26 protein-coding genes are annotated in these 22,469 nt (G+C 58.4%); 10 read left to right on the top strand and 16 right to left on the bottom strand.

Annotated elements, in window-relative coordinates; all coding sequences use genetic code 11:
* The first annotated feature begins 6 nt into the window (after nt 1-6).
* Together waaA and ACZYTD_RS14775 are read left to right on the top strand one after the other, a co-directional pair.
* Nucleotides 7-1,305, top strand: coding sequence for a lipid IV(A) 3-deoxy-D-manno-octulosonic acid transferase (waaA, locus tag ACZYTD_RS14780; RefSeq protein WP_463893154.1), 1,299 nt, complete (start codon nt 7-9; stop codon nt 1,303-1,305).
* A gap of 223 nt (nt 1,306-1,528) precedes the next feature.
* Complete coding sequence (locus tag ACZYTD_RS14775; protein WP_463893152.1) at nt 1,529-2,308, top strand: glycosyltransferase family 25 protein; 780 nt, start codon at nt 1,529-1,531, stop codon at nt 2,306-2,308.
* Nucleotides 2,309-2,319: 11 nt separating this feature from the next.
* Here the strand turns inward: ACZYTD_RS14775 and ACZYTD_RS14770 are convergent, their stop codons facing one another.
* Both ACZYTD_RS14770 and ACZYTD_RS14765 read right to left on the bottom strand, forming a co-directional pair.
* Nucleotides 2,320-3,474 (bottom strand): glycosyltransferase family 9 protein, encoded by a 1,155-nt coding sequence (locus ACZYTD_RS14770; RefSeq protein ID WP_463893150.1) that lies wholly within the window; start codon nt 3,472-3,474, stop codon nt 2,320-2,322.
* Nucleotides 3,471-4,202: a 3-deoxy-D-manno-octulosonic acid kinase gene (locus ACZYTD_RS14765; protein WP_463893149.1), complete on the bottom strand. Its 732-nt coding sequence runs from the start codon at nt 4,200-4,202 to the stop codon at nt 3,471-3,473. Before ACZYTD_RS14765 ends, ACZYTD_RS14770 begins: the two co-directional genes overlap by 4 nt.
* A 96-nt stretch (nt 4,203-4,298) precedes the next feature.
* Here ACZYTD_RS14765 and ACZYTD_RS14760 point away from each other — a divergent pair, with 96 nt between their 5' ends.
* Both ACZYTD_RS14760 and ACZYTD_RS14755 read left to right on the top strand, forming a co-directional pair.
* Nucleotides 4,299-5,366 (top strand): glycosyltransferase family 9 protein, encoded by a 1,068-nt coding sequence (locus ACZYTD_RS14760; protein ID WP_463893147.1) that lies wholly within the window; start codon nt 4,299-4,301, stop codon nt 5,364-5,366.
* A complete protein-coding gene (locus tag ACZYTD_RS14755) occupies nt 5,363-6,133 on the top strand; it encodes a glycosyltransferase family 2 protein (protein ID WP_463893145.1) in 771 nt (256 codons plus the stop codon). Before ACZYTD_RS14760 ends, ACZYTD_RS14755 begins: the two co-directional genes overlap by 4 nt.
* Before the next feature lie 96 nt (nt 6,134-6,229).
* On the opposite strand, the gene ACZYTD_RS14750 is transcribed toward ACZYTD_RS14755, so the two are convergent.
* From ACZYTD_RS14750 to ACZYTD_RS14735, 4 genes are all read right to left on the bottom strand, one after another.
* Complete coding sequence (locus ACZYTD_RS14750; protein ID WP_463893143.1) at nt 6,230-6,883, bottom strand: DUF799 domain-containing protein; 654 nt, start codon at nt 6,881-6,883, stop codon at nt 6,230-6,232.
* The gene (locus ACZYTD_RS14745; protein ID WP_463893142.1) at nt 6,880-7,236 is read right to left on the bottom strand and encodes a DUF4810 domain-containing protein; all 357 of its coding nucleotides are present in this window, start codon (nt 7,234-7,236) and stop codon (nt 6,880-6,882) included. The genes ACZYTD_RS14750 and ACZYTD_RS14745 overlap by 4 nt, the downstream gene beginning before the upstream one ends.
* Before the next feature lie 18 nt (nt 7,237-7,254).
* Nucleotides 7,255-7,929, bottom strand: coding sequence for a CsgG/HfaB family protein (locus tag ACZYTD_RS14740; protein WP_463893141.1), 675 nt, complete (start codon nt 7,927-7,929; stop codon nt 7,255-7,257).
* 135 nt (nt 7,930-8,064) lie between these two features.
* Complete coding sequence (locus ACZYTD_RS14735) at nt 8,065-9,099, bottom strand: glycosyltransferase family 9 protein (RefSeq protein ID WP_463893140.1); 1,035 nt, start codon at nt 9,097-9,099, stop codon at nt 8,065-8,067.
* Between the two features lie 118 nt (nt 9,100-9,217).
* On the opposite strand from ACZYTD_RS14735, the gene coaD reads away from it, so the two are divergent.
* Complete coding sequence (gene coaD, locus ACZYTD_RS14730) at nt 9,218-9,703, top strand: pantetheine-phosphate adenylyltransferase (protein ID WP_463893139.1); 486 nt, start codon at nt 9,218-9,220, stop codon at nt 9,701-9,703.
* Here the strand turns inward: coaD and mutM are convergent.
* From mutM to radC, 5 genes are all read right to left on the bottom strand, one after another.
* Nucleotides 9,700-10,512 (bottom strand): bifunctional DNA-formamidopyrimidine glycosylase/DNA-(apurinic or apyrimidinic site) lyase, encoded by an 813-nt coding sequence (gene mutM, locus ACZYTD_RS14725; protein ID WP_463893138.1) that lies wholly within the window; start codon nt 10,510-10,512, stop codon nt 9,700-9,702. The genes coaD and mutM overlap by 4 nt on opposite strands.
* A gap of 36 nt (nt 10,513-10,548) precedes the next feature.
* Entirely contained in the window at nt 10,549-11,874 is a 1,326-nt protein-coding gene (locus tag ACZYTD_RS14720; RefSeq protein ID WP_463893137.1) for a 3-deoxy-D-manno-octulosonic acid transferase, read from the bottom strand.
* Nucleotides 11,875-12,051: 177 nt separating this feature from the next.
* Nucleotides 12,052-12,219 (bottom strand): 50S ribosomal protein L33, encoded by a 168-nt coding sequence (rpmG, locus tag ACZYTD_RS14715; protein WP_377151161.1) that lies wholly within the window; start codon nt 12,217-12,219, stop codon nt 12,052-12,054.
* Between the two features lie 11 nt (nt 12,220-12,230).
* Nucleotides 12,231-12,464 (bottom strand): 50S ribosomal protein L28, encoded by a 234-nt coding sequence (rpmB, locus tag ACZYTD_RS14710; protein ID WP_460884358.1) that lies wholly within the window; start codon nt 12,462-12,464, stop codon nt 12,231-12,233.
* Between the two features lie 140 nt (nt 12,465-12,604).
* Entirely contained in the window at nt 12,605-13,279 is a 675-nt protein-coding gene (radC, locus tag ACZYTD_RS14705; protein ID WP_463893135.1) for a RadC family protein, read from the bottom strand.
* A 243-nt stretch (nt 13,280-13,522) separates the two neighbouring features.
* Between radC and coaBC the strand changes: the two genes are divergently transcribed.
* From coaBC to ACZYTD_RS14685, 4 genes are all read left to right on the top strand, one after another.
* On the top strand, nt 13,523-14,722 hold the full coding sequence (gene coaBC, locus ACZYTD_RS14700) for a bifunctional phosphopantothenoylcysteine decarboxylase/phosphopantothenate--cysteine ligase CoaBC (RefSeq protein ID WP_463893209.1): 1,200 nt from the start codon (nt 13,523-13,525) through the stop codon (nt 14,720-14,722).
* Complete coding sequence (dut, locus tag ACZYTD_RS14695; RefSeq protein ID WP_463893133.1) at nt 14,709-15,164, top strand: dUTP diphosphatase; 456 nt, start codon at nt 14,709-14,711, stop codon at nt 15,162-15,164. Before coaBC ends, dut begins: the two co-directional genes overlap by 14 nt.
* Nucleotides 15,165-15,246: 82 nt before the next feature.
* The gene (gene slmA, locus ACZYTD_RS14690) at nt 15,247-15,843 is read left to right on the top strand and encodes a nucleoid occlusion factor SlmA (RefSeq protein ID WP_463893131.1); all 597 of its coding nucleotides are present in this window, start codon (nt 15,247-15,249) and stop codon (nt 15,841-15,843) included.
* Nucleotides 15,844-15,886: 43 nt separating this feature from the next.
* Complete coding sequence (locus ACZYTD_RS14685; protein WP_463893129.1) at nt 15,887-16,723, top strand: mechanosensitive ion channel domain-containing protein; 837 nt, start codon at nt 15,887-15,889, stop codon at nt 16,721-16,723.
* A 67-nt stretch (nt 16,724-16,790) separates the two neighbouring features.
* Here the strand turns inward: ACZYTD_RS14685 and pyrE are convergent, their stop codons facing one another.
* The gene (gene pyrE, locus ACZYTD_RS14680; RefSeq protein ID WP_463893127.1) at nt 16,791-17,432 is read right to left on the bottom strand and encodes an orotate phosphoribosyltransferase; all 642 of its coding nucleotides are present in this window, start codon (nt 17,430-17,432) and stop codon (nt 16,791-16,793) included.
* A gap of 76 nt (nt 17,433-17,508) precedes the next feature.
* Nucleotides 17,509-18,222: a ribonuclease PH gene (gene rph / locus ACZYTD_RS14675; RefSeq protein WP_463893124.1), complete on the bottom strand. Its 714-nt coding sequence runs from the start codon at nt 18,220-18,222 to the stop codon at nt 17,509-17,511.
* A 130-nt stretch (nt 18,223-18,352) separates the two neighbouring features.
* Between rph and ACZYTD_RS14670 the strand changes: the two genes are divergently transcribed.
* Nucleotides 18,353-19,213 (top strand): YicC/YloC family endoribonuclease, encoded by an 861-nt coding sequence (locus ACZYTD_RS14670; RefSeq protein WP_463893123.1) that lies wholly within the window; start codon nt 18,353-18,355, stop codon nt 19,211-19,213.
* A gap of 71 nt (nt 19,214-19,284) precedes the next feature.
* Here ACZYTD_RS14670 and ACZYTD_RS14665 read toward each other — a convergent pair whose 3' ends face one another.
* From ACZYTD_RS14665 to ACZYTD_RS14655, 3 genes are all read right to left on the bottom strand, one after another.
* Nucleotides 19,285-20,175, bottom strand: coding sequence for a nucleotidyl transferase AbiEii/AbiGii toxin family protein (locus tag ACZYTD_RS14665; protein WP_463893122.1), 891 nt, complete (start codon nt 20,173-20,175; stop codon nt 19,285-19,287).
* 1 nt (nt 20,176) lies between these two features.
* Nucleotides 20,177-20,701 carry a type IV toxin-antitoxin system AbiEi family antitoxin gene (abiEi, locus tag ACZYTD_RS14660; RefSeq protein WP_463893121.1) on the bottom strand — a complete coding sequence of 175 codons (525 nt, stop codon included), beginning with the start codon at nt 20,699-20,701 and terminating at the stop codon, nt 20,177-20,179.
* Nucleotides 20,702-21,324: 623 nt separating this feature from the next.
* Nucleotides 21,325-22,410, bottom strand: coding sequence for a YecA family protein (locus ACZYTD_RS14655; RefSeq protein WP_463893120.1), 1,086 nt, complete (start codon nt 22,408-22,410; stop codon nt 21,325-21,327).
* Between the last annotated feature and the right edge of the window lie 59 nt (nt 22,411-22,469).

The raw sequence follows: 22,469 nt of genomic DNA, 5'->3' as shown, positions 1-22,469 counted from the left end.
CATGCCATGCTCTATCGTCTGCTCTATATCTTGTTGACCTATCTGGCACTGCCTTTCGTGTTGGCACTACTCTACTGGCCACGCCGTGGCAAACCTGGCTATGGTCGGCGCTGGGCCGAACTGCTGGGCTGGACACCCAGAGTGTCATCAACCAAGCGCCCCCTATGGATCCACACCGTCAGTGTCGGGGAATCCCTGGCCGCCATGCCCTTGATCCGCGCCCTGAAAGCGGCCCATCCCGAATTACCATTGCTGGTGACCACCACCACCCGCACTGGCGCCGATCAAATCGCCAAGCTGGGTGACCTGGTCGAACACAGGTATGCCCCCCTCGACTATCCCGATGCAATTTGGCGCTTCCTGCACCGTACCCAGCCCCTGGGGCTGGTGATCATGGAGACCGAGCTGTGGCCCAACTGGCTGGCTGCCTGTGGGGCGCGTAAATTACCAGTGGTGGTGATGAATGCCCGGTTATCGGAGCGCTCCTGTCAGCGCTATCAGAAGTTACAGGGCATATTCAGTGAACTGAGCCGTCATCTGAGCCTGGTGCTCTGCCAAAACCGGCAAGATGAGGCCCGCTTTCAGCGCCTGGGGCTAGCCCCGGAGCGGCTGAAGGTGACTGGCTCGTTGAAGTTTGATATCCAACTGGATCAGCAACAGATCGAAGCGGGCCAGCGGCTGAGAGAGAGCATTGGCCCCCGCCCCATCTGGATCGCCGCCAGCACCCATCAAGGGGAAGATGAGCAAGTGCTGGCCGCCATGGCCCAGGTATTACAGGCGATTCCTGATACCCTGCTCATTCTGGTACCACGTCACCCCCAGCGTTTCGATAATGTCGCCAAACTCTGTGCCGGCCAAGGCTGGGCTCTGGCCCGGCGCAGCCAGCAAGCGCCTATTACCGCCACCACCCAGATCTATCTGGCCGATTCCATGGGCGAGATGGCCCTGCTGTTTCAGGCCGCGGATGTGGCCTTCATGGGGGGCAGTCTGGTGCCGGTCGGTGGTCACAACCTGCTGGAGCCCGCCAGCCTGGGTAAACCCACGCTCATCGGCCCCCACTACTTTAATTTCAGCGACGTGACCCGCCAGTTAAGCGAGAAGCGCGGCTGCCATGTGGTGGCCAACGCTGACGAGCTGGCCCAAGAGCTTATCCAGCTATTAGGGGATGAATCTCGGCGGCAACAGATGGGGATGGCGGCCTTTGATGTGGTGGCCGCCAACCAGGGCGCCTTGCTGAAAACCCGCCAGGCCATTTCCACGCGCTTCGCGCTCACCGCCCCGTCAGCACCTGAGCAACTCATGTGAGCGTCGGTTATGGACCCCCAAGTGGGTTTGGCCCAGATAACTCAAATGCATTAGAGTCCGAAATAATCTCACTTATGGCCAGCCGCTGGCCAAATCGGTGCATCAGCCACAACTCAGGTATTATCCAAGCGGCTTATCGGCTTATAATAAGAGCCGTAGCAGCACCCGTAACAAGGTAGCTGCGCTCATATCCACCTGTTGCAGAAACGAGATGCTTACCCGTATGGCGACACCCCCTTTTTCCCCCGCCGTCGAGCTCCCCATCTTCGTCATCAGCCTGCGCCGCTCGACCGAGCGCCGAGCCCTGATGGTGCAACAATTTGCGCGTTTGAACCTGCCGTTTAGCTTCTTCGATGCCATAGATGCCCAGCAGTGCGAACATCCACTACAACGCCACTATCGAGCGCAACACAGCCTGTTGCGCAAAGGGCGCCCGCTCTCCGCTGGCGAGGTGGCCTGCTATGCCAGCCACTACCAACTGTGGCAGTGGTGTGTAGATCACCAGCAAGCGGTGATCATAATGGAAGATGATATAGCCCTGAACCCACACTTCCCACAAGCGCGAGCAAGTGTGTCGGCACAGATTGAGAGCCTGGGCTATATCCGCCTGGCTAGGACCTTTGAGGTCAAAAAGCAACCATTAACACCCATCGACGAGCGATACACCCTCTATAAATATTTTGGTAAACCCAGTGGGGCTCAGTGCTATGCCCTGCATCCCAGTGCGGCCCGCAAATTACTCCGCCACTCACGCCGCATTAGCTTGCCAGTGGATGACTTCATGGATCAGGAGTGGCGACATGGGGTGGCGGCCATAGGGGTTGAACCCTTGCCCATCACCATCACGGATCTGCCCTCAGAAATTGGTCAACGCCGTCCAGAGCAACCGCTCAGCCGTGTCAACCGGATCAACCGCGAAGCCTTCCGCTGCGGCTACGATCTGATGGGTTCCCTGTTTAATCTCCACTTTCGCCTGCTGCAAAAGTGGCGACGCAAGAGATAGCCCGAACCGAGTCACAAGGTTGGAGACTGACCTTCAGCACGCCCACCAGGCGCGGAGAGCGACGTTAGATGCTCAACATGATAATGACGAGCCTTGCGGAGCAGGGCGACAATCCCCTCGCTCACCGCATCCCAATCCAACGTATTGATATCATGGGGCTGGGCCACCGAAAACAGGCTCTGGGCCAAGGGGTTCCGCGGCCCCCAATCGGCATGGTTTTCCAGGTCCGGATTGTATAAACCCAACAGAGGCAAACCCAATCCGGCCCCGATATGAATTGTCGCGGTATCCACCGAAATCAGACCATCAACCGCGCTGAGCTGGGCGATCACATCATAGATGGTACGGCTCTGCTGGTAATAAAAGAGCCCCGGGGCTCCTGATTGGGCCACTATCTGCTCGACCGTATGCCGCTCATTAGGAGGATAGAGCAGGCAGATGCCGCACTCCGGAGCCGAGGCTTTCAGCAAGGCGATCAAGCGCAACACAGCAGGCTGGCGCAACTTGCGCGCCCGACTGGCGCCAAAGGGATTGATGGCGATGATCTGGGGATAGTCAGTGGGCCATGTCGCCCGTAGCGCCAGCTCGCTTGCCGCGCAGCGGGGCAACCAGTAGCGGGTATCCACCGCCCCCACACCACACTGCTGCAGCAACCGGGCGAACTTGTCGGCGAAGTGTAAACTGCGGCATGCCTGACCGAGCTTGATATCGATACAGGAGAGCTCATCATCCAGCCCCGCCAGATGTTGAGGTGCCAGCCGATGGATGAAGTAGAGATCCTTCATCTTGAATACCTTGCTGAAATGCACCACCAGATCCACAGCGCCTATCTCCGCAGCCAGGCGGGCCAACTCCCGATAACCGGCCCGTTTGCTGCAGCGATAGAGCCTATCCGGCTGCCATGACTCCTGAAACAGCCCAGCCATGGCCTCCGTAGTGATCACCTCGATAGAGAGATCCGGGTTGGCCTTGCGCAACTCGCGGAACAGAAAGGAGGAGACAATAGCATCCCCCAACTTGGCATCCCAACGGATCAACAGAATGCGCCGACAGGCCTGGAGCTGACAGCCTGAAGCAGTCGTCAGGGGGCGATCGAACAACCAACGCCCCAGGCAACGCCGTCCACCATCGCGCCAGCGCTGGATCTGCAATTTAAGTCGTTTCACTCTCTCTCCTCTCCTGCCCCATCGGCTTGGTACCCTTGCAGGACATTGGGCCACAACGACTCCTGCCAGTGAAACTCAGGATGCAGCGCCGACTCCTTGCGCAGGGAGCGCAGCAGACGCGCCAGCATCTCCTGCTGCCAGGGGCCGGGTTGACGCAGACCACACTTGTCAAAGTCGATAACCCACACCTGACCATCGGCATCCAGCAACAGGTTGTGAGCATTCAGATCCGAATGATAGGCTCCGGCCTGATGCAGTTGCCGGATGACCTGGCCAATGGCTCGCCACTCCTCCGGCGTCAGCGGCCGCTCGCGCAAGATCTGCACCAGATCCCGGGCACCGGGAATGCGCTCGATCAACAGATCGGCACGATAAAACAGCCCATGCCGAACTCGCCTCGCCGCCGCTGGGCGAGGCACAGGCAGGCCGAGCTCGCGCAACCGGGTCAGCAGGCTGAACTCGGCCATGGCGCGGGAGCGCGCCAGAGGCGTCAGCCAGAAGCGATCGCCCAGCAGACGCCCCATCAAGCCACCGCGCCAGTAGTGACGCAGCACCAAGGCGGGCTTGCCCGGCTCCTGCACAAACCAGGTAATGCCACGACCACGGGATTGCCCCAGCACCCACTCACGGCTCTGCCACCACCCAGGGGTGCACTGCTCCGGCGTAAAGGCGCTAAAACAGTCGGGGTCAAACCAACAGACGTGCCCGGCATGGGAGATAACCTTCATAGGGCTCCAGAGAGTGGAAGGGAAGCAAGGCCGCGATTTTACAATCTGCAGCCGAGTTTGCATAATGCCCCTCATTATCTCAGCCTGAGTCCACTCATGCCGTTATTTTCTTCCCCGCCCAAGCAGTTATGTCTGTTGCGTCTCTCGGCCATAGGCGATTGCTGCCATGCCGTCGCCCTGGTGCAAGCCATCCAGCGCCAATGGCCGACCACCGAAATCACCTGGATCATGGGCAAGGTCGAGGCCAGCCTGCTGGGTGACCTGCCCGGTATCGAGGTGATCCCCTTCGATAAGAAACTGGGGTGGCGCGGTTACCTGCAGGTGTGGCGCCAACTCAAGGGGCGCCGCTTCGATGCCCTGCTACATCTACAGTCGGCCCTGCGCGCCAGCCTGCTGAGTATTGGCATTCGTGCCGGGCACCGCCTGGGGTTTGATGCAGAGCGTGCGGGCGATGGCCAGCGCTGGTTTACCAACCATAAGGTGGCCTCACCTGCCTCCCCCCATGTGCTGGATGGTTTCATGGCCTTTGCCCGGGAGTTGGGTGTTCAGGATCTCACTCCCAGCTGGCAGATCCCCACCTCACCCGCCGATGATGGCTGGGCCCGTGGCCAGCTCGACAAGAGTCGCCCCACCCTGCTGATAGCCCCGGCGGCCAGCAAGCCGTTCAAGAACTGGACCACAGCGGGATATGCAACCCTGGCCGATCATGCCGCCGAACGCGGCTATCAGGTCGTGCTCTGTGGTGGCCCGAGCGCATTGGAAAAGCAGATGGCACAAGAGATATTCGCGCTCTGCCAGCACAAGCCGGACAATCTGATAGGCCAGACCAGCCTCAAGCAGCTGATGGCCCTGATCAAACAGGCGCAACTGGTGCTAGCCCCCGATACCGGCCCCACCCATATGGCCACGGCGGCAGGCGTGCCGGTGATCGGTCTCTACGCCCACCATAACCCGGAGCGCACCGGCCCCTATCTGTGCCGCGACCGGGTGGTGAGCGTCTATGCTCCGCTGATCGAAGCCCAACTGGGCAAGCCTGTGGCCCAACTGCCCTGGCGCAGCCGGCTAAAAGATCCCCATGCCATGCAACAGATCACCCCAGCCCAGGTGATAAGCCAATTTGATCGCTTCGATCGCGCCCGGACATCCCCCCAGGAGAGCTCATGATCCCCCGCATTGCCGCCGTACTGATAGTCAAAAATGAAGGTCACAATCTGCGCGCCTGCTTGCAGAGCGTGGCGGCCTGGGTGGATGAGATCGTCATCCTCGACTCTGGCAGCAGCGACAATACGGCCGACATCGCCGCCGAGTTTGGTGCCAATTATCAGGTCGAGCCAGTCTGGCCTGGCTATGGTCGACAGCGGCAACTCGCCCAGCAGCGGGTCACGGCCGAATGGTGCTTCTGGCTGGATGCCGACGAGCGGGTCACCCCCGAACTCAAGGAGGCCATCTGCGCCGTCTGTGATGAAGCCGTAGGACGTACCGTCTACTCTGTGCCACGGCGCAACTGGGTTTTTGGTCGCTACCTGCGCCACTGTGGCTGGTATCCTGATCGGGTACTGCGCCTCTACCCTACCGCGCTGACCCGCTATAACGATGCCCTGGTACACGAGAAGGTCGAACTGGATGAGAGCATGCGGGTCGAACCCCTGCAGGGCGATCTGCTGCACACCCCCTACCGGGATCTGGAGCACTACCTGGTCAAGTCAGCCCGCTACGCCAAGGCGTGGGCCGATGGCAAGGCGGCGCGCGGGAAAACGGCCACTCTGCTACAGGGCATCGGCCACGCCATCGGCTGCTTTGTGCGCATGTATCTGCTACGACTGGGCTTTCTGGATGGCAAGGCGGGCTTTCTCATCTCGGTGCTCTCGGCCCACTCCACCTTCGTCAAGTATGCGGATCTCTGGAGCCGAGGACGCCCACGGCCCGAGTGACCGCCCCGCTTGCGGTTCAGGATGCCAGCTCTGGCGTGGCATCCTGCTCCACTTGGACATCCCCTGACTGGCGGGCTAGGGGTGAGATGGTATCGGCTACTGTTTGCCGTAGTTGGGGGAGCGCGGACCGTAGAGGATGCCGTTGGCGGTTCCAGCGAAGAGCAGACGAGAGCTGGTCATACCGGCGATGTCGTAACTCTTGTCACTGATGGTATTGGCGATCTGATTGATGGCCGCCTCCACCAGCATGCCCACCAGACCGGCACTGCTTCCGCTGCTCTGCTCCTGGCTGGAGGCGGTCGCCTTCCCCTCCCAGAGCAACTTGCCGTCGCGCAGATCCACCAGCCTGGCACTGGCCGTCACCCGGGTATCGCTGCTGAGCAACAAATAGGTGGTGCCATAATCCTGGATGTCGATGTAGAGCGCCGCATCGGCACCGAAGATCTTGCGCAGTTTCTCGATGGGTACGGCATGGATCTCGGCCGGCTGTTCCAGGCCATTCTGCCGGAAGGTCTCATCCACCACGGCCACCGGAAAGACATAGTAGCCAGACTCCGCCAGCGGCATGGTCACCTGGGAGTAGAGGCCATAGCTGCCCTTGATATCGGTGGCATGATTCTGGGGTGGCAGCACCAGTATGGATTTGGGTTTACTCTGGCGAAACGCCGTATAGTCATAGCCCTGCTGTGTCGCGCAGCCTGCCAGCAATAGCAGGGGTAGCAGCAGGGTTGCGATGATCACAGCTCTCATTTGCTGATCCCCTTCTTGTCACTGAGCAGAAAATCCATATAGGCAGCCGATTCCGGATAGAGGCTCTTCTCGGTCTTGAAGGCCGACGCCGCCTTGTCCGGATGACCCTGCCGGGCATAGAGCAAGCCGAGGTGGGCGTGGAAGCCCGGTGGCAGCACCTGTCCCTTGCCCTTGGCCTCCTGCTCATTCTTCTCCAGCGCCGCAATCTGCTGCTCCACGCTGTTCCCTTCCCCCTGGAAATAACCATATAACTGGGGCTGATACTGATCCCAGTTATAGAGGGATTGGGGCGCCGTGGCACAACCGCCGAGGCCTGCGGCCAGCAGCAGGACACACAATTTGCTTCCTTTCATTCACAGTGCTCCTGTGGCTTATTTCGCCGGTTGCCAGGCGCCGGACTCTATGCCCTTCACTAGCTTGTTCACCGCCTCGCGGATGGCCAGATCCAGCACCTTGCCATTGAGGGTGGAGTCATAGCTGGCGGTGCCGCCGAAACCGATCACTTCGCGGTTGGAGAGTTCATACTCCCCCGCCCCTTGTGAGGAGTAGACCACTTCCGAGGTATTCACATTCACCACATTGAGGGCCACCTTGGCGTAGGCGATCTGGGACTTGCCCTGCCCCAGTATGCCGAAGAGCTGGTGATCACCTGTCTCCTTGCGGCCAAATTCGGTCACATCCCCCGTCACCACATAGTCGGCGCCCTTGAGGTTCTGGCTCTTGCCCTTGATACCGGCCTCCTGCTTGAGCTCATCCATATTGTCGCGATCCAGCACATTGAAGCGGCCGGTCTGCTGCAGGTGAGTCATGAGAATGGTCTTGGACTGGCCACCGAGGCGATCTATGCCATCACTGAAGATGCCGCGCATATAACTGGAGCGGTTATCAAACTTGCCGACGGCGATGGGGCTACGCACCCCCTGGTAGGGCTGGTTGTAGCTCTCTACCTTGGCCACCTCTAAAGAACGGGAAGATTCGGTGGCACAACCTTGCAGCAAACTGACTGCCAGAAGTGCCGATCCACATGCTAACAACGCCTTATTCATCCTGATGGTCCTTCTTGGTTTTCCTAAACGTTAGACAGCTGGAATATAGCAGCCAACCGCCCGCTAGAGAGAGCTTAGACAGCCATTGCTCAACACGGAATAAACCAACTGAATAAGACTCACAAGGTTCTGTGACTAAAGTCCCAGTCCACGTCGCCACTCGACGATGGCAGGCAGCAGAGTCGCCACCTCAATGCGGCTCATGTCGCAGAGATCCCCGTCGCCCGACGGCGGAGTAAAGGCCAGGTGACGCCCCTGGCTATTGAGCGGTTGCCAGCGCAGCGGCGTGGCAGAGCGACGGGCAGGAAAGAAGCCGACGGTCGGCACATTCAGCGCGGCAGCGATATGCAAAGGACCGGTACTGCCGGCGATAAACAGGGCGGCATTGGCGATCACCTGGGCAAAGCGCACCAGCCCCTCCCGGGATTCATAGACATAGGCATGCCCCCCACCGGCCATGACCTGGGCCGCCAGCTCATGGGCCAGTACCTCTTCGCCGGGGCCCGCCGTGACCACGCAGGGGGAGTCGGGCCACTGTTGCTGCAGTCCCAGCAGCAGCTCGGCATACTGGGCCGCCGAGAGGTTATTGGCCGAGCCGCCCGTGCCGCAGTGCGCCATCAACCAGGGCTTGGCTGGGTTAATGCCGAGGCGCCCCGCCGTATCGCCGCGCACAGCCGCCAGCAGCCCATCGGCAAATCGCAGATAGGGTGGCTCGGGTTCCATCACAGGCCATTGCTGTGCCTGCAGGAAGTGACGGATCAGATCCAGGTTGTACTCATACTCGGGCTTTTCCGAACGGGAGCGGCGCTGCACCAGGCGGTGATTATAGAGAAACTGGGCCAGCTTGGTGGCCGGGGCCAACCGGTAGGCGATGCGGCTACGCCAGAGCAGCCAGGCGGTACGCCAGGTGGAGAAGAGGGTGATGGCGGCATCGAAACCTTCCTGCCTGAGCCGCTTTTGCAGCTGAGCCCGCTCCCGGCAGGGCGCCTTGCGGCCCGGATCCAGTATCACCTGATCGATCCAGGGGCAGAGTTCGGCCAGCGGCGCGGTATAGGCTGGCACCAGGGCCGTCACATGACAGTCGCAAGACTCCTTGAGCATGGCAAAGCTGGGCCAGGCCAGCATGAAATCGCCGATCTTGTCGTTCCGCACCACCAGGATACGCCGCATCCCTTCTCTCCTTGCTACAACTTGAGTGGCGGCTATTCTTGCCAAAGGCGCTGCCTTTCACAAGCGCGCATCCGTATAATAAGACAATAAGCGGAGATTATTAGTACGAGGAGCCACCATGACCAGCAAGGCCCTGTTTCCAGGCACCTTTGACCCCTTGACCCTGGGGCATCTGGATATTATTCGCCGAGCTGCCGCCCTGTTTGATGAGGTGGTGGTCGCCATCGCCATGAGCCCGGGGAAACGCCCCCTCTTCACGCTAGAGGAGCGCGTGACGCTGGCACAGGAAGCCTGCGCGGAACTGAGTAATGTGCGTGTAGAGGGCTTTAGCGGCCTGCTCATCGACTTCGCCCGCCAACAGCAGGCCAATGTGCTGGTGCGCGGTATCCGCACCATGACCGACTTTGACTACGAGAACCAACTGGCGGCCATGTACCGCCAATTGATGCCGGAGCTGGAGGTAGTCTTCCTGCCGCCCAACGCCGGCTTCAACTTCATCTCCTCCACTCTGGTACGGGAGGTGGCGCTGCATGGCGGCGATGTCTCGCCCTTTGTCACGCCGGCGATCGCCCGCGCAGTACGGGAACAGCTGAGGCTAAACTAGCGTTGGCAGTGGGGGCAGAAGACTGTGGTTCGCTGCCCCTGGCGGATCTCGGTGAGCGGGTGCCCACACTCCTTGCACTCCGCTCCCCCACGGCCATAGACCTGCAACTCCTGCACAAAGTAGCCGGGCCGGCCATCGGCTCGGGTAAAGTCCTTGAGGGTAGTCCCACCCTGGTGGATGGCGCGAGCCAGCACCGCCTTGATCTCTACCACCAGTCGCTCGCACTCCGCCAGGCTCAAGCTGCTGGCCGCCCGTCGCGGATCTATCCCCGCGGCAAAGAGCGACTCGTTGGCATAGATATTCCCGACCCCCACCACCAGGTGATTATCCATCAACCAGGGCTTGATGGCGCTTTGCTTGCGGCGGTTGCGCTCATGCAGGTAGTCGCCATGGAAGGCTGAGGTCAAGGGCTCGGGGCCCAGCGTGGCCAGCAGCGGGTGTAGATGGGGATCCCCCGAGGTCCAGAGCAGGGCGCCGAAGCGGCGGGCATCATTGAGCCGTAGCAGCTTGCCATTATCCAGCTCGATATCCACATGATCGTGTTTCTCTGCGGGCGTGCCGATAGGCAGAATACGCAACCGCCCGGACATCCCCAGATGCAGGATGGCGGTACCCAGCGTCGAGTAGAGCAGCAAATACTTGGCGCGCCGCTCGATACGCTCAATGGGACACCCCACCAGCAACTGGATCTCGCCGGGAATGGGCCAGCGCAGGGCGGGGGTGCGCACCACCACCCTGGTCACTGTATGTCCTAGCATCCAAGGCGCTATACCCTGCTTACTGACCTCAACCTCAGGTAATTCCGGCATCACACTCTCCTCGGTAGTGCCCCAACCCAGCCGGGTTTATTCATGGGGCAGCCAGCGGCCACTCTGTTGCTGCTCGGCCACATAGCGCTCGACCTGGGCCGGGTAGCTGACCTGATAACTGTATTTCCGACTGTCATTGGCCGCCTGCAGATTGATGACGAGGCAGTAACAAGCCGCCCACAGCAGATAACGGGCAAACTGCGGCTCTCGCCCCTTGGCCCAGTGGCGGATAAATAGCAGCAGCGGAAAGAGGGCGCAGGGAAAGATCAGCATCAGATGCCAGAAGCTGAAGATGATAGGGGCTAACGCGGCACAGACCAGGGAGGCCAACAAGCCGGCGACCGAATAGAGCGTCAACCACTGGCTTGGCGTGATCGCCTGTGCTGCCGCTCCGCGCCAGAAGATGGGCTTCACCTGTTGCCACAGATAGTAGTTGGCCCGCAGCACCAGCAGCATGGAGAGCCCACCAATCCCATACGCCAGGGTACGCCACAGATAGGTGACCCCCAGTTGCAACCATGCCACCGACTCCAGCCAGGGGAACTGAGCCCCAGTGATCAGCTTGTTGGTAAAGATCCAGGAGGCGTAACGCAGCCAGTAGATCACCGGCTTGAACAGCGGGTAGACATGCACCAATCCCCAGCCGATATAGCGCGCCTGAGCATCCGGATTGGCCTCACGCGTAATGCTCTGGTTCGCCAGCGTCTCCTGCAGATAGGGTACCAGCGACAGACCTATGACCAGAGCCGCAAACAGCACGCCCCAGAGATTGACCCGCAATTGGCGACGATAGAAGAGATAGGCCGAGATAATACAGAGCAGGGGCCAGGAGTAGTGAAGCTGCATCGCCATACCGATCGCCAGCAGGTGAAGGAAGGTATAGCCCGCCGAGGAGAGGGTTCGCATCTGGAAGGCGGACCAGCAGTGCAGTGCGGCAAAGAAAAAGAGGTAGGAGGGGTTATAGAGCAGGCTCTCGTAGAGAAACCAGGGGTTCAACCAGCAGATCACCATGAAGAGCAGGCGCATCCGCGCTCCGCCGATCTGCTTGATCACCTGATCAAATAACAGGTAGCCCACCAGGCGCAGTGCGATCAGCAGCAGCATGGGGCTATAGGGGGAGTACCACACCTTCAGTGGTAAACCCACCAGATAGGCCGAGAGCGAGCCAGGCACGTTGCCCATGGCGCTAGCCACATTGCCATAGCTCAACCAGACATGGTTCAACGCCCCCAGATAACCCTTATCGATCATCTGCCACTGGTCGGCCCCGACTATCTGATGCTGAGCATACAAGCCAGACAAGAGGAGCCCGAGCAGCAGACCCGCAGCAAACAGCGGCCTGAAATATTTTTCCAAATCCATAGCGACACCCTATGCATGATGCGTAACGACACCCTGATCATCTACGCCAAGCCGAAACCCGAGTGGGCGCATTCTACCGGAAAACCGGCGAGAGCGGAGTGCAGGAGGGTCGCCAAATTGCAGGCATAAAAAAACCCGGCTTAATTAAGGCCGGGTTTTTTCAAGCAAGCAGATCAATTACTTGATCTTGCCTTCCTTGTAGATCACATGCTGACGAACTACGGGATCAAATTTCTTGATCTCCATCTTCTCAGGCATGGTGCGCTTGTTCTTGGTCGTAGTGTAGAAATGACCAGTACCGGCGCTGGAGTTCAAGCGGATCTTTTCGCGTACACCTTTAGCCATGATCTATCTCCTTACACTTCGCCACGGGCGCGCAGATCAACCAGAACTGCTTCGATTCCCAGCTTGTCGATGATGCGCATACCCTTAGTGGAAACACGCAGCTTGACGAAACGCTTCTCGCCTTCAACCCAGAAACGGTGAGTTTGCAGGTTAGGCAGGAAACGACGACGGGTCGCGTTTTTAGCGTGGGAACGGTTGTTACCCACTGCCGGACGCTTACCGGTTACTTGGCACACTCTAGACATGTCAGTCTCTCCAAAATCTTACTTCTAAATTTGCTCGAGCATTTCTTAGCCCCGCTGGCCTGTTGCGGGGCCATATAGAAGGCGGCATTTTATACAGCATGGCTCGACAAAGATCAAGCGAAAGCCAAGCGATGGTCGGCTCATAGCCAACCACGCTCGGCAAAAGATACTGTCTCACCGTCACCAACCACCAGGTGATCAAGCACCCGCACGTCAATGAGACCCAAAGCCGCGCAGAGCCTATCGGTCAGGCTACGGTCAGCCCGACTTGGCTCAGCCACGCCGGATGGGTGATTATGGCAGAGGATGACCGCCGCCGCATTATATTTGAGCGCCGTCTGCACCACTTCTCGCGGATAGACGCTAGCCGCATCCAAAGTCCCGAAAAAAAGCTCGGCAAAATGGAGCACCCTGTGCTGATTGTCCAGCAGCAGCAGGGCAAACACCTCCTGGCGTCTATCCCGCAACTTGGCCTGCAAGAAGCGCCGGGTGGCGGTGGGGCTGGTCAGGGCATCCCCCCGCTTCATCTCCTCCCCCAGGTAGCGACAGCTCATCTCCAATACTGCCTGCAGCTGCACATATTTAGCCTCCCCCAGGCCATGGGCTTGGCAGAAGCGCCCCTTGTCGGCGGCCAACAGACCACGCAGGGAGCCGAACTCCAGCAGCAGGCGCCGGGCCAGCTCCACCGCATCGCAACCGCTGACGCCGGTGCGCAAGAAAATAGCCAACAGTTCGGCATCGCTCAGCGCCCCAGCCCCCTGGCTCAGTAACTTCTCCCGCGGCCGCTCGGCGGCGGGCCAATCCCGGATCCCCATACTGACTCCTGACTATCGCACAGCAACGAGCCGTTGCGCTCGCCTCCAAGATAGGTTGCCTGGGCTGTTTTGCCCGCAGGCGCTGTCAGCAGAGCCAGCTGACACTTTTTGCAGAACCGTTGAGCCCAACACGCCGGGTGCCATCACAGTGTCATCATGCTGGGGTGTGATAGCGGTTTGCACGACTCGGCAACAGGCTGTGATATTCTGTGGCGCTCGACTCAGCAGCCGGAAGTGAAATGGATGGAACTGCTCAACAAACGCATATTATTGGGCGTCAGTGGTGGCATAGCCGCCTATAAGAGCGCCGAACTGGTACGCCGCCTGCGCGAGCGCGGTGCCGAAGTTCGGGTAGTGATGACAGAGTCAGCCCGCGCCTTCATTACCCCCCTCACCATGCAGGCGGTCTCGGGTAACGGGGTGCCGGATGGCATGCTGGAACCGGCCACCGAGCTGGGGATGAACCATATCGAGTTCGCCAAGTGGGCCGATCTCATTCTGCTGGCCCCGGCTACCGCCAACCTGATCGCCCGCCTGGCTACCGGCATGGCCGATGAGCTGCTCACCACCCTGTGCCTCGCCTCCCCAGCCCCGCTGGCCGTGGCCCCGGCCATGAATCAGCAGATGTATCTGCATCCGGCCACTCAAGCGAATCTGCAGACCCTGGCCAGCCGCGGTGCCCTGATTTGGGGTCCGGCCTCCGGCTCCCAGGCCTGTGGCGACATAGGCCCGGGCCGTATGCTCGACCCCAATGATCTTGTGGCCGAGTGCGTGGCCCACTTTGCCCAACCCAAGCTGAACCTGAAGGTGATGATCACAGCGGGCCCCACCCGGGAGGCGCTGGATCCGGTGCGCTATATCAGCAATCACAGCTCGGGCAAGATGGGCTTTGCCATCGCCGCCGCCGCCGCCGAACTGGGCGCCGACGTGACGCTCGTCAGCGGCCCGGTCAACCTGGCCACCCCAGCTGGGGTCAAGCGCATCGATGTCGAGAGCGCCCTGCAGATGCAGGCGGCAGTCAACGCCCACCTAGCTGGGCAACAGATCTTTATCGGTTGTGCCGCCATCGCCGATTATCGCCCTGAAGAGGTGGCCCTTCAGAAAATCAAGAAGTCGGCCGATGAGATGACGGTGACCCTGGTGAAAAACCCGGACATCATAGCCGAAGTAGCCGCCCGGGCCGACCGCCCCTTCGTGGTGGGCTTTGCCGCCGAGACCCGGGATGTGGAGCATTACGCTCTGGACAAGCTGCAACGCAAGAAGCTGGACATGATCGCCGCCAACGATGTGGCGCGCGAAGGACAAGGCTTTAACAGCGATAACAATGCCCTGACCCTGTTCTGGGCCAATGGTCGGCAGGAACTCCCCCTCGCCACCAAAACCGAGGTGGCGCGCCGCCTCATGACACTCATCATCAAGAAGTATCAGCATGAAGCAGATTGAACTGAAGATCCTGGACCAACGTATTGGTAAACAATTTCCCCTGCCGGAGTATGCCACTCCCGGCTCTGCGGGCCTCGACCTGCGCGCCTGCATCGATGATGCTGTCGAACTGGCTCCTGGCGCCACCACCCTGCTGCCCACGGGTCTGGCCATCCATATCGCCGATCCGGGCCTCTGTGCCACCATTTTGCCGCGTTCTGGCCTGGGCCATAAGCACGGCATAGTGCTGGGCAACCTGGTCGGGCTCATCGACTCGGATTACCAGGGGCAACTCATGGTCTCGGTGTGGAATCGGGGTCAGGAGAGCTTCACCATCCAGCCGGGTGAGCGGATCGCCCAGCTGGTATTCCTGCCCGTGGTGCAAGCCAGCTTCACTCTGGTTGATGAGTTTAATAGCAGCGAACGGGGTGAGGGTGGTTTCGGCTCGTCCGGCCGCCACTGATCGCTACTCCTCTTGGTCGAGAGCATGACGCCCTGGGGCGTCATGCTGGCGTTGTTTGTCACCGTTTAGGGATGATTCGGATATGACCACTCAAACTGCGACTCCCCACAGGCGCGAGCAGATATTGCAAGCCCTGGCCCATATGCTGGAACACCAGGCCGGACAGCGCATCACCACCAAGAGCCTGGCGGCCGAGGTGGGTGTCTCGGAGGCGGCCCTCTATCGCCACTTTCCCAGCAAGGCGCGCATGTTCGAGGGGCTTATCGACTTCATTGAAGAGACCCTGCTCTCCCGTATCAACCTGATCCTCAAGGAGGAGAAGGAGACGCTGGCCCGCTGCGAGCACATACTGCAACTGCTGCTGGTGTTTGCCGAACGCAACCCCGGCATCACCCGCATCCTGACCGGCGATGCTCTGCAGGGCGAACACGAGCGGCTGCGCGAGCGCGTGACCCACATGTTTGACAAGCTGGAGAGCCAACTCAAGCAGGTACTGCGGGAACGCAAGCTGCGGGAGGGCAAAGGCTTCTCGGTCGAAGAGGCGCAATTGGCCAATCTTCTGTTAGCCTATGTGGAGGGTCGTCTGAGCCAGTTTGTGCGCAGCAACTTCCACCTGCTGCCCACGGCCAACTTCGCGACCCAATGGCAATTTATTCATAACCAGTTGCTACAAAGTTAAGAGGCCGGAGTTTCCAGCCTCTGTCACCCCCGAAGGAGCACGCATGGATACTGAAATCATAGATAACGCCAGTCATTGGTTCACCAACAACCAAACTCTGCTCATCGAGTATGCCGTCAATTGCACCGCCGCCCTGCTCACCCTGCTCATAGGTTGGTTCGTCGCCAACCTACTGACCGGTGGACTGACCCGGCTGATGAAGAGTCGTAACCTGGATGCCACCATCACCGACTTCATCGGCCACCTGGTGAAGTACGCCATCCTGGCCTTCGTGGTCATCGCCGCCTTAAGCCGCATCGGAGTACAGACGGCCTCCTTCGTCGCCATCATAGGTGCCGCCGGTCTGGCCGTGGGCTTGGCCCTGCAGGGCTCCCTGGCCAACTTTGCCGCCGGTGTGCTCATCATACTGTTTCGCCCCATCAAGGCCGGTGAGTTTGTAGAAGTGGCCGGCACAGCGGGTGTGGTGCAAACCGTGCAGATCTTCAGCACAGTACTGACCTCGGGCGATAACAAGATGGTCGTGGTACCTAACGGCGCCATTCTCAATGGCACCATCACCAACTACTCCCGCATGGAGACCCGCCGGGTCGATATGAGCTTTGGTATCGACTATGGCTCGGATCTGCGCATCGCCAAGCAGGTGCTAGAGCGCTTGGTTGCGGAAGAGCCCCGCATCCTTAAAGAGCCGGGCGCCACCATAGCGGTCGCCGCGCTGGGCGAATCGGCGGTCAATATCGTGGTGCGCCCCTGGGTCAAAACGGCTGACTACTGGGGCGTGTGGTTTGACTTTCACGAACAGGTAAAGCTGGCTTTCGATGCCGAAGGGATCAAAATTCCCTTCCCGCAGTTGGCGCTGCATATGCAGAAATCCTCGACCTGAATCGGTTAGTCGGCCGTAAAAAAAGCCGCTCAATGAGCGGCTTTTCCGTTTATGGCTTACGGCAAACTTAGATGCCGTATTGGGCGCGATAAGCCTGCATGGCCACCAACTGCTCGGCCATCTCCGGCTTCTCTGCCAGGTAGTTGATGAGATCGCCCATCTGGATAATCGTCACCACCTTGGCACTGTAATCCCGCTCCACCTCCTGGATGGCAGAGAGTTCACCCTTGCCCTTCTCCTGACGATCCAGAGCGATCAGCACCCCGGCCAGGCTGGCGCCATTGGCCTGGATCAGATCCATGGATTCGCGAATGGCAGTGCCAGCGGTGATCACATCATCCACCAGCATGATGCGCCCCTGCAGTGGGCTACCTACCAGATTGCCGCCCTCGCCGTGATCCTTGGCCTCCTTGCGGTTGAAACACCAGGGCACGTCGCGATCATGGATCTCGGCCAACTGCACCGAGGTGGCTGAGGCAATCGGGATCCCCTTGTAGGCCGGGCCAAACAGCACGTCGAACTCGATGCCGGAGTCCACCAGGGCAGCGGCATAGAAACGGCCGAGGCGCGCCAGATCGCGACCTGAGTTGAAGAGGCCGGCGTTGAAGAAGTAGGGGCTCTTGCGGCCCGATTTCAGGGTGAACTCCCCGAACTTCAACACCTGCTTGCTCAGGGCAAACTCGATAAACTCGCGCTGGTAGGCTTTCATGTTTGGTCCTCTTTCCTGTCACATCTCAAACGGTAAAAATTAAAAAAACGCGGCCAAGACCGCGTTGTTAATTGACTCAGTTCAGCGCCTGCTTCTGCAGCTCAACCAGCTCGGCTATGCCGTTTTTGGCCAACTCCAGCAGTTGGAACAACTCCTCCTGGCTGAAGGGAGCCCCTTCCGCCGTGCCCTGCACCTCGATGATCTTGCCGCACTCTGTCATCACCACATTCATGTCCGTCTCGGCGGCGGAGTCTTCCACATACTCCAGATCGCAGATGGCCTGCCCCTCATGGATACCCACGGAGACGGCGGCCACCATGTACTTGAGCGGATCATTCTTCAGCTTGCCCTGCTCCTGCAGCCAGCGCAGGGCATCCACCAGGGCCACACAGGCCCCGGTAATGGCGGCGGTACGGGTGCCGCCATCGGCCTGGATCACGTCACAGTCTATGGTGATGGTATATTCACCCAGCAGCTTGAGATCGACCGCGGCGCGCAGGGCGCGACCAATCAGCCGCTGGATCTCCAGGGTACGGCCGCCCTGCTTGCCGGAGGCGGCTTCGCGATTCATGCGCGAGTGGGTAGAGCGGGGCAGCATGCCATATTCGGCAGTGATCCAGCCTTGGCCCTTGCCCTTGAGGAAGCGGGGCACCCCTTCCACCACGCTGGCGTTGCACAGGACGCGGGTCAGGCCAAACTCGACCAGCACTGAGCCCTCGGCATGGGTGGTGAAGTTACGGGTGATGGTGACCGGGCGCAACTGCTCGGGCGTTCTGCCATTGGGACGCATGGGATCTTCCTGCTTAATCGTGAGTGGCCGCCAGTATACGGGATCGGCCAACGCTTTTCACATGACGGGCATTTTCCTGATGAGAGGGCTATAATCGGCCCCACTTTTTCCGCCGATTTACGAGATCCGTATGATTCACAGCATGACAGGCTATGCCCGCAAAGAGTTCAAGGGCGATTGGGGCACCGCAGTGTGGGAGATCCGCTCCGTCAATCAACGCTACCTAGAAACTTACTTGCGCCTACCGGAACAGCTGCGTGGCCTGGAGCCGATCCTGCGTGAACGCTTCCGCAAGCACCTGGAGCGCGGCAAGGTGGAGTGCAACCTGCGCTTCGAAAGCCAGACCAATGCCGGCCAACTGCACATCAATGAAGCCCTGGCCGAGCAGCTGATCGAGGGCGCCCTCTGGGTGATAGACAGAGCCGGTCAAGGCCAGCTCAACCCCCTGGACGTGCTGCGCTGGCCCGGCGTCATGGCTGGCGAAGAGCAGGACATGGACGAGCTCAACACCCGCCTATTGGCTGGGTTTGACGAAGTGCTGGCCCAGTTCGTCGAGAGCCGTCAGAGCGAAGGCGATAAGCTCAAGGTGCTGATCGAGCAGCGTCTGGATGGCATCCAGGTCGAGGTGACCAAGGTGCGCGCCTTCATGCCTCAGATCTTGGAGTGGCAGCGTCAGAAGCTGATCGACCGCTTGGCCGAAGCCAAGCTGGAGCTGGATCCCGCCCGCGTCGAGCAGGAGATCATCATGCTGGCCCAACGCATCGACGTGGCCGAAGAGCTGGATCGCTTAGGGATGCACCTCACCGAGACCCGCAAGATCCTGAACAAAGGCGGCGCCTGCGGCCGTCGTCTGGACTTTATGATGCAGGAGTTCAACCGCGAGTCGAACACCCTCGGCTCCAAGTCCATCAACGCCGAGACCACCCAGAGCGCAGTCGAGCTCAAAGTGCTTATCGAGCAGATGCGCGAGCAGATCCAGAATATCGAATAAGCATCAGCCCGCTACACCGCCAAAGCCCCTCACGAAGGGGCTTTGGCGGTTTCTGTGAGTGGTTGGATAAATCAAAACCCCATATCAAACTTGTTTTTAGGGGTATTGTCATTGAGTAATTCTGAAGCGAGCGCGCTTACTTCTGCCTGCACATAGGCCCAATATTCCGGGTTATCCAGCGTCCGCTCCTTGATCTGTCTGGGAATAAAGCGGCTCATTTCCATGTTGAAATCGTCACGCACCTCATCGTCTTGCATCAACTTACCAAGCTGAAGAGTAAGCGCGGCGCGGAAGTCGTCGGTTTTCTTGTTTCTGGCTGCCAACTTATTCGCAACCAGATCCTTTGACAGGGCGACACCACGCTGTTTGATCCAGACAATATCCCAAATATCACGGGGCTTTATTCTTCTGGCGCGATAGGCCAAGGCGATCAATTTATCGGCGAGCGTTTCTTGCAGTGATTGGACCGGTATCAGTATTCCCTCTGTTGGTACAACAATATTGTAGTGATTGAGCAATGGCCTTTTTTCTACGTCAAACGAGGGGATGGCACACACATCGATATGCATTTTTTGACGCGGCAAATCCGGTCGAGTCGCATCCTTGACGATACTGATTTTCCAGGAAGCGGTATCGCCTTGCTTGTCCTCTGCGGGTTTATTCACCCACACTGGGGTTTCATACTTGTTCTGAATGTACTTTTGTATTTCCAACTCCAAACCGTCAAAATCGGCAGGCGTGAAATCATGCCCACCATTAAAGTCGAGATCTTCAGACAGGCGCGCACTGTTGTAACACATTCGCAATGACGTCCCGCCAATGAAGGTCAGCGTTTGCATTGCACCTTGCTTTATCAACACATCCATAATGTCGTGATGCAGGATCTCTTTTTCTATTACAGGAGTGATGGCTGCATACTCTGGATTCGCCTGGACAATTTGACGGATCTGTTCCTTTAACATGTTAACTCTCCAGCATATGCAGGTTGCGATTACAGTGTTTCAAATCCGCTATCGCTTGTTCGCTTGTCGCCCGATACATTTTTATATCGGGGTCAAAATAGAGGTTTGGCGCAATCTGATGGATAGGCTTCTTGGTGTGAATAAACTCAATCACCCCGTATGGGGTTGAAAAGGTGCCACTTCGCCCCTTGGTAATAACGGTGACCCTGTCCATGACCAGTTGTGATATATCACCGGTATGACTTAACTGACTCTCCAGGCTGATGTAATTCAACACACCGCCACGCAGTTTTTTAATGATCTTATAGAGGGCACTTTCCGGTTCAGGTGGTGTGAGCGTACTTTCATACAGACCTTTAACAACCCTTCTCAACAGCCCCCTTTTCACCGCATCGGCCAGAAACTTGATAAAGGCCGGACTACAGGGCTCCCCCATCATAAAGGCAAGCTCTGAAGCGGTATGAATACCGCCTCCAGCCTTAACGGCGCTGGAAAAAACGGCGAGTAGTTGGTCGGTCTTCGTCATAAAGGTCTACATTACATAACCATATACGTTATGTAATGTAGACCTAAGCATCCAAAGCAACAAGAGGTAGGTCTACAAAACATCACCAAATAGGTAATAATTTGTAGACTAATGGGCGGCTCAGTTTGTCCCTTCCAGCAACTTGACGTTTTGCAGCTTAATCCCGACCTCATCATGGGCCGCAAGCGTGGCAATAGACCAGTGGCTGTCGAGCCGACGCAACTCGGCAGCAAATTAAAAAAACACAATAAAATCAAATGGATGCATAACGACCAATAAAATCAACAACATATAACACATTGATTTTATTGGTTTTTTGTTCTGTTTTGACGATTAAAGCACAAAGCAAAACCCCATCCCAACCATCCCCTTGAACTAATGGGAAGGAGCTGTGTACTGCGCAACTAGACAGCCACCTTCCGCAGAGCGCAAAGGTGTAGCGACCGGAGGGGCTGCCTATTCTCCCCACCACTTTCCCCTTCACTAGCTTCCAGCTCGGGATAAACGGCGTGTCGGCATAAAAGGTTATCCCGATGCCGCGCGGGCACCAACCAGCAACGGAAGCGGCAGCCTGAACAAACGGCCCCTGTGGCAAACCAAAGTGGCTATCCCGAGTGGCGTTATTAGATTGAAAACTGAAACGTTTGCGTCAGCAGCGGCTGGATCTCGGCTTTTCTCGGTGCATTTTCCTCGGCGAACATCCGTCCTGGCTCAACGGTAACAAAGCCCCAGAGCTGTAAGAATCGATCTATAAAGCGCGCGCCGATAAGAAGACCGAGTAGCCTAGCGGGTGAAAAGAATCCATCAGGCGCGAAGTGGCGCAGCAGATCGGGGAACGCGGTCGCCACGTCCTCAATCAATTGATCAACACAAGCATGGCCTTGCAGGCGCCACAGCATAAACAGCCAGAAGATGCGCAGATCCACATCCGTCTCCCAGCCATCGAAATAAGCCCAGTTAAACTTAGCCACTGCGGCCTCGAGCATGGGCAGGAGAAAGGCGTGAACGCCCCGGGTTTGATACTGCTTCTGTGCCTCTTTTTTCACATGAAAACGGCCACTTCTGCAGTAAATGATGCCCGCTATCTCCGCCAGGATCCGGGTATAGTGCAGCGCGACAAACTTATCTTCATTCACACCGGCAAAGCTATTTATGCTCACATGAATGTCAAACTTGCCGACGGCAAATTCAGGTAACAATGCACTAGCCTGCTTGACCAGTTTTTGTGGCAGATTGCCTTTGCTCGTTGCTTTGAATGAGCCCTCGTGCTGCATGGCTTCATCCAGGATCAAGTCCAGATAGCGCATGACAGGGCTAGAGGATAAGTCGTCAGGCGTCGTAATCGTCACCCCGGTCCATTGATTGAAAGGCCCATAGAGCCAGTTCTCCATCTGGTTTGGCGTGAGGCCACAAAGCTCGGCATGGGGTCGGTTATTGCGCTCTTCCACCTTATGCTGCATGACCAAATTGAGTTCATCCAGGCTGAGATTGGGGTTCATGGCGACGACTTGTGCCATGTCATCCAATAACTCGGTGCGCTGTTTTGACAGACTATCCATGCAGCAGTGTTTGTATTTCTTACCACTGCCACATGAGCAAGGATCATTGCGGCCAATTTTCACGATAACTCTCTTCTTCTGTTTGTCCTGCCCAAATTTACCCATAATGGCGAATATCAGGTCAACAACCCAATGACCTTCATCGCCCACCAAAGCGACCCCTCTCGCATATTCCGAGCGGCCGCCCCCAGTCACGATATCCCCAGGAG

The organism is Pseudaeromonas sp. HNCC25DJ180 (genome assembly GCF_055413345.1).
The sequence above is the reverse complement of the archived record's forward strand: the minus strand, read 5'-3'. Positions and strand labels throughout refer to the sequence as shown.

Excerpts from the sequence above, each read along its gene's own strand:
- ACZYTD_RS14740 (WP_463893141.1), bottom strand. The coding sequence starts at position 7,929 with ATGAATAAGGCGTTGTTAGCATGTGGATCGGCACTTCTGGCAGTCAGT.
- slmA (WP_463893131.1), top strand. The coding sequence starts at position 15,247 with ATGACCACTCAAACTGCGACTCCCCACAGGCGCGAGCAGATATTGCAA.
- ACZYTD_RS14665 (WP_463893122.1), bottom strand. The coding sequence starts at position 20,175 with ATGTTAAAGGAACAGATCCGTCAAATTGTCCAGGCGAATCCAGAGTAT.
- rph (WP_463893124.1), bottom strand. The coding sequence starts at position 18,222 with ATGCGTCCCAATGGCAGAACGCCCGAGCAGTTGCGCCCGGTCACCATC.
- rpmG (WP_377151161.1), bottom strand. The coding sequence starts at position 12,219 with ATGGCTAAAGGTGTACGCGAAAAGATCCGCTTGAACTCCAGCGCCGGT.
- coaD (WP_463893139.1), top strand. The coding sequence starts at position 9,218 with ATGACCAGCAAGGCCCTGTTTCCAGGCACCTTTGACCCCTTGACCCTG.
- ACZYTD_RS14685 (WP_463893129.1), top strand. The coding sequence starts at position 15,887 with ATGGATACTGAAATCATAGATAACGCCAGTCATTGGTTCACCAACAAC.
- mutM (WP_463893138.1), bottom strand. The coding sequence starts at position 10,512 with ATGCCGGAATTACCTGAGGTTGAGGTCAGTAAGCAGGGTATAGCGCCT.
- ACZYTD_RS14750 (WP_463893143.1), bottom strand. The coding sequence starts at position 6,883 with ATGAGAGCTGTGATCATCGCAACCCTGCTGCTACCCCTGCTATTGCTG.
- ACZYTD_RS14720 (WP_463893137.1), bottom strand. The coding sequence starts at position 11,874 with ATGGATTTGGAAAAATATTTCAGGCCGCTGTTTGCTGCGGGTCTGCTG.
- ACZYTD_RS14670 (WP_463893123.1), top strand. The coding sequence starts at position 18,353 with ATGATTCACAGCATGACAGGCTATGCCCGCAAAGAGTTCAAGGGCGAT.
- dut (WP_463893133.1), top strand. The coding sequence starts at position 14,709 with ATGAAGCAGATTGAACTGAAGATCCTGGACCAACGTATTGGTAAACAA.
- ACZYTD_RS14755 (WP_463893145.1), top strand. The coding sequence starts at position 5,363 with ATGATCCCCCGCATTGCCGCCGTACTGATAGTCAAAAATGAAGGTCAC.
- ACZYTD_RS14760 (WP_463893147.1), top strand. The coding sequence starts at position 4,299 with ATGCCGTTATTTTCTTCCCCGCCCAAGCAGTTATGTCTGTTGCGTCTC.
- ACZYTD_RS14735 (WP_463893140.1), bottom strand. The coding sequence starts at position 9,099 with ATGCGGCGTATCCTGGTGGTGCGGAACGACAAGATCGGCGATTTCATG.
- ACZYTD_RS14745 (WP_463893142.1), bottom strand. The coding sequence starts at position 7,236 with ATGAAAGGAAGCAAATTGTGTGTCCTGCTGCTGGCCGCAGGCCTCGGC.
- waaA (WP_463893154.1), top strand. The coding sequence starts at position 7 with ATGCTCTATCGTCTGCTCTATATCTTGTTGACCTATCTGGCACTGCCT.
- coaBC (WP_463893209.1), top strand. The coding sequence starts at position 13,523 with ATGGAACTGCTCAACAAACGCATATTATTGGGCGTCAGTGGTGGCATA.
- radC (WP_463893135.1), bottom strand. The coding sequence starts at position 13,279 with ATGGGGATCCGGGATTGGCCCGCCGCCGAGCGGCCGCGGGAGAAGTTA.
- ACZYTD_RS14775 (WP_463893152.1), top strand. The coding sequence starts at position 1,529 with ATGGCGACACCCCCTTTTTCCCCCGCCGTCGAGCTCCCCATCTTCGTC.
- rpmB (WP_460884358.1), bottom strand. The coding sequence starts at position 12,464 with ATGTCTAGAGTGTGCCAAGTAACCGGTAAGCGTCCGGCAGTGGGTAAC.
- abiEi (WP_463893121.1), bottom strand. The coding sequence starts at position 20,701 with ATGACGAAGACCGACCAACTACTCGCCGTTTTTTCCAGCGCCGTTAAG.
- pyrE (WP_463893127.1), bottom strand. The coding sequence starts at position 17,432 with ATGAAAGCCTACCAGCGCGAGTTTATCGAGTTTGCCCTGAGCAAGCAG.
- ACZYTD_RS14765 (WP_463893149.1), bottom strand. The coding sequence starts at position 4,202 with ATGAAGGTTATCTCCCATGCCGGGCACGTCTGTTGGTTTGACCCCGAC.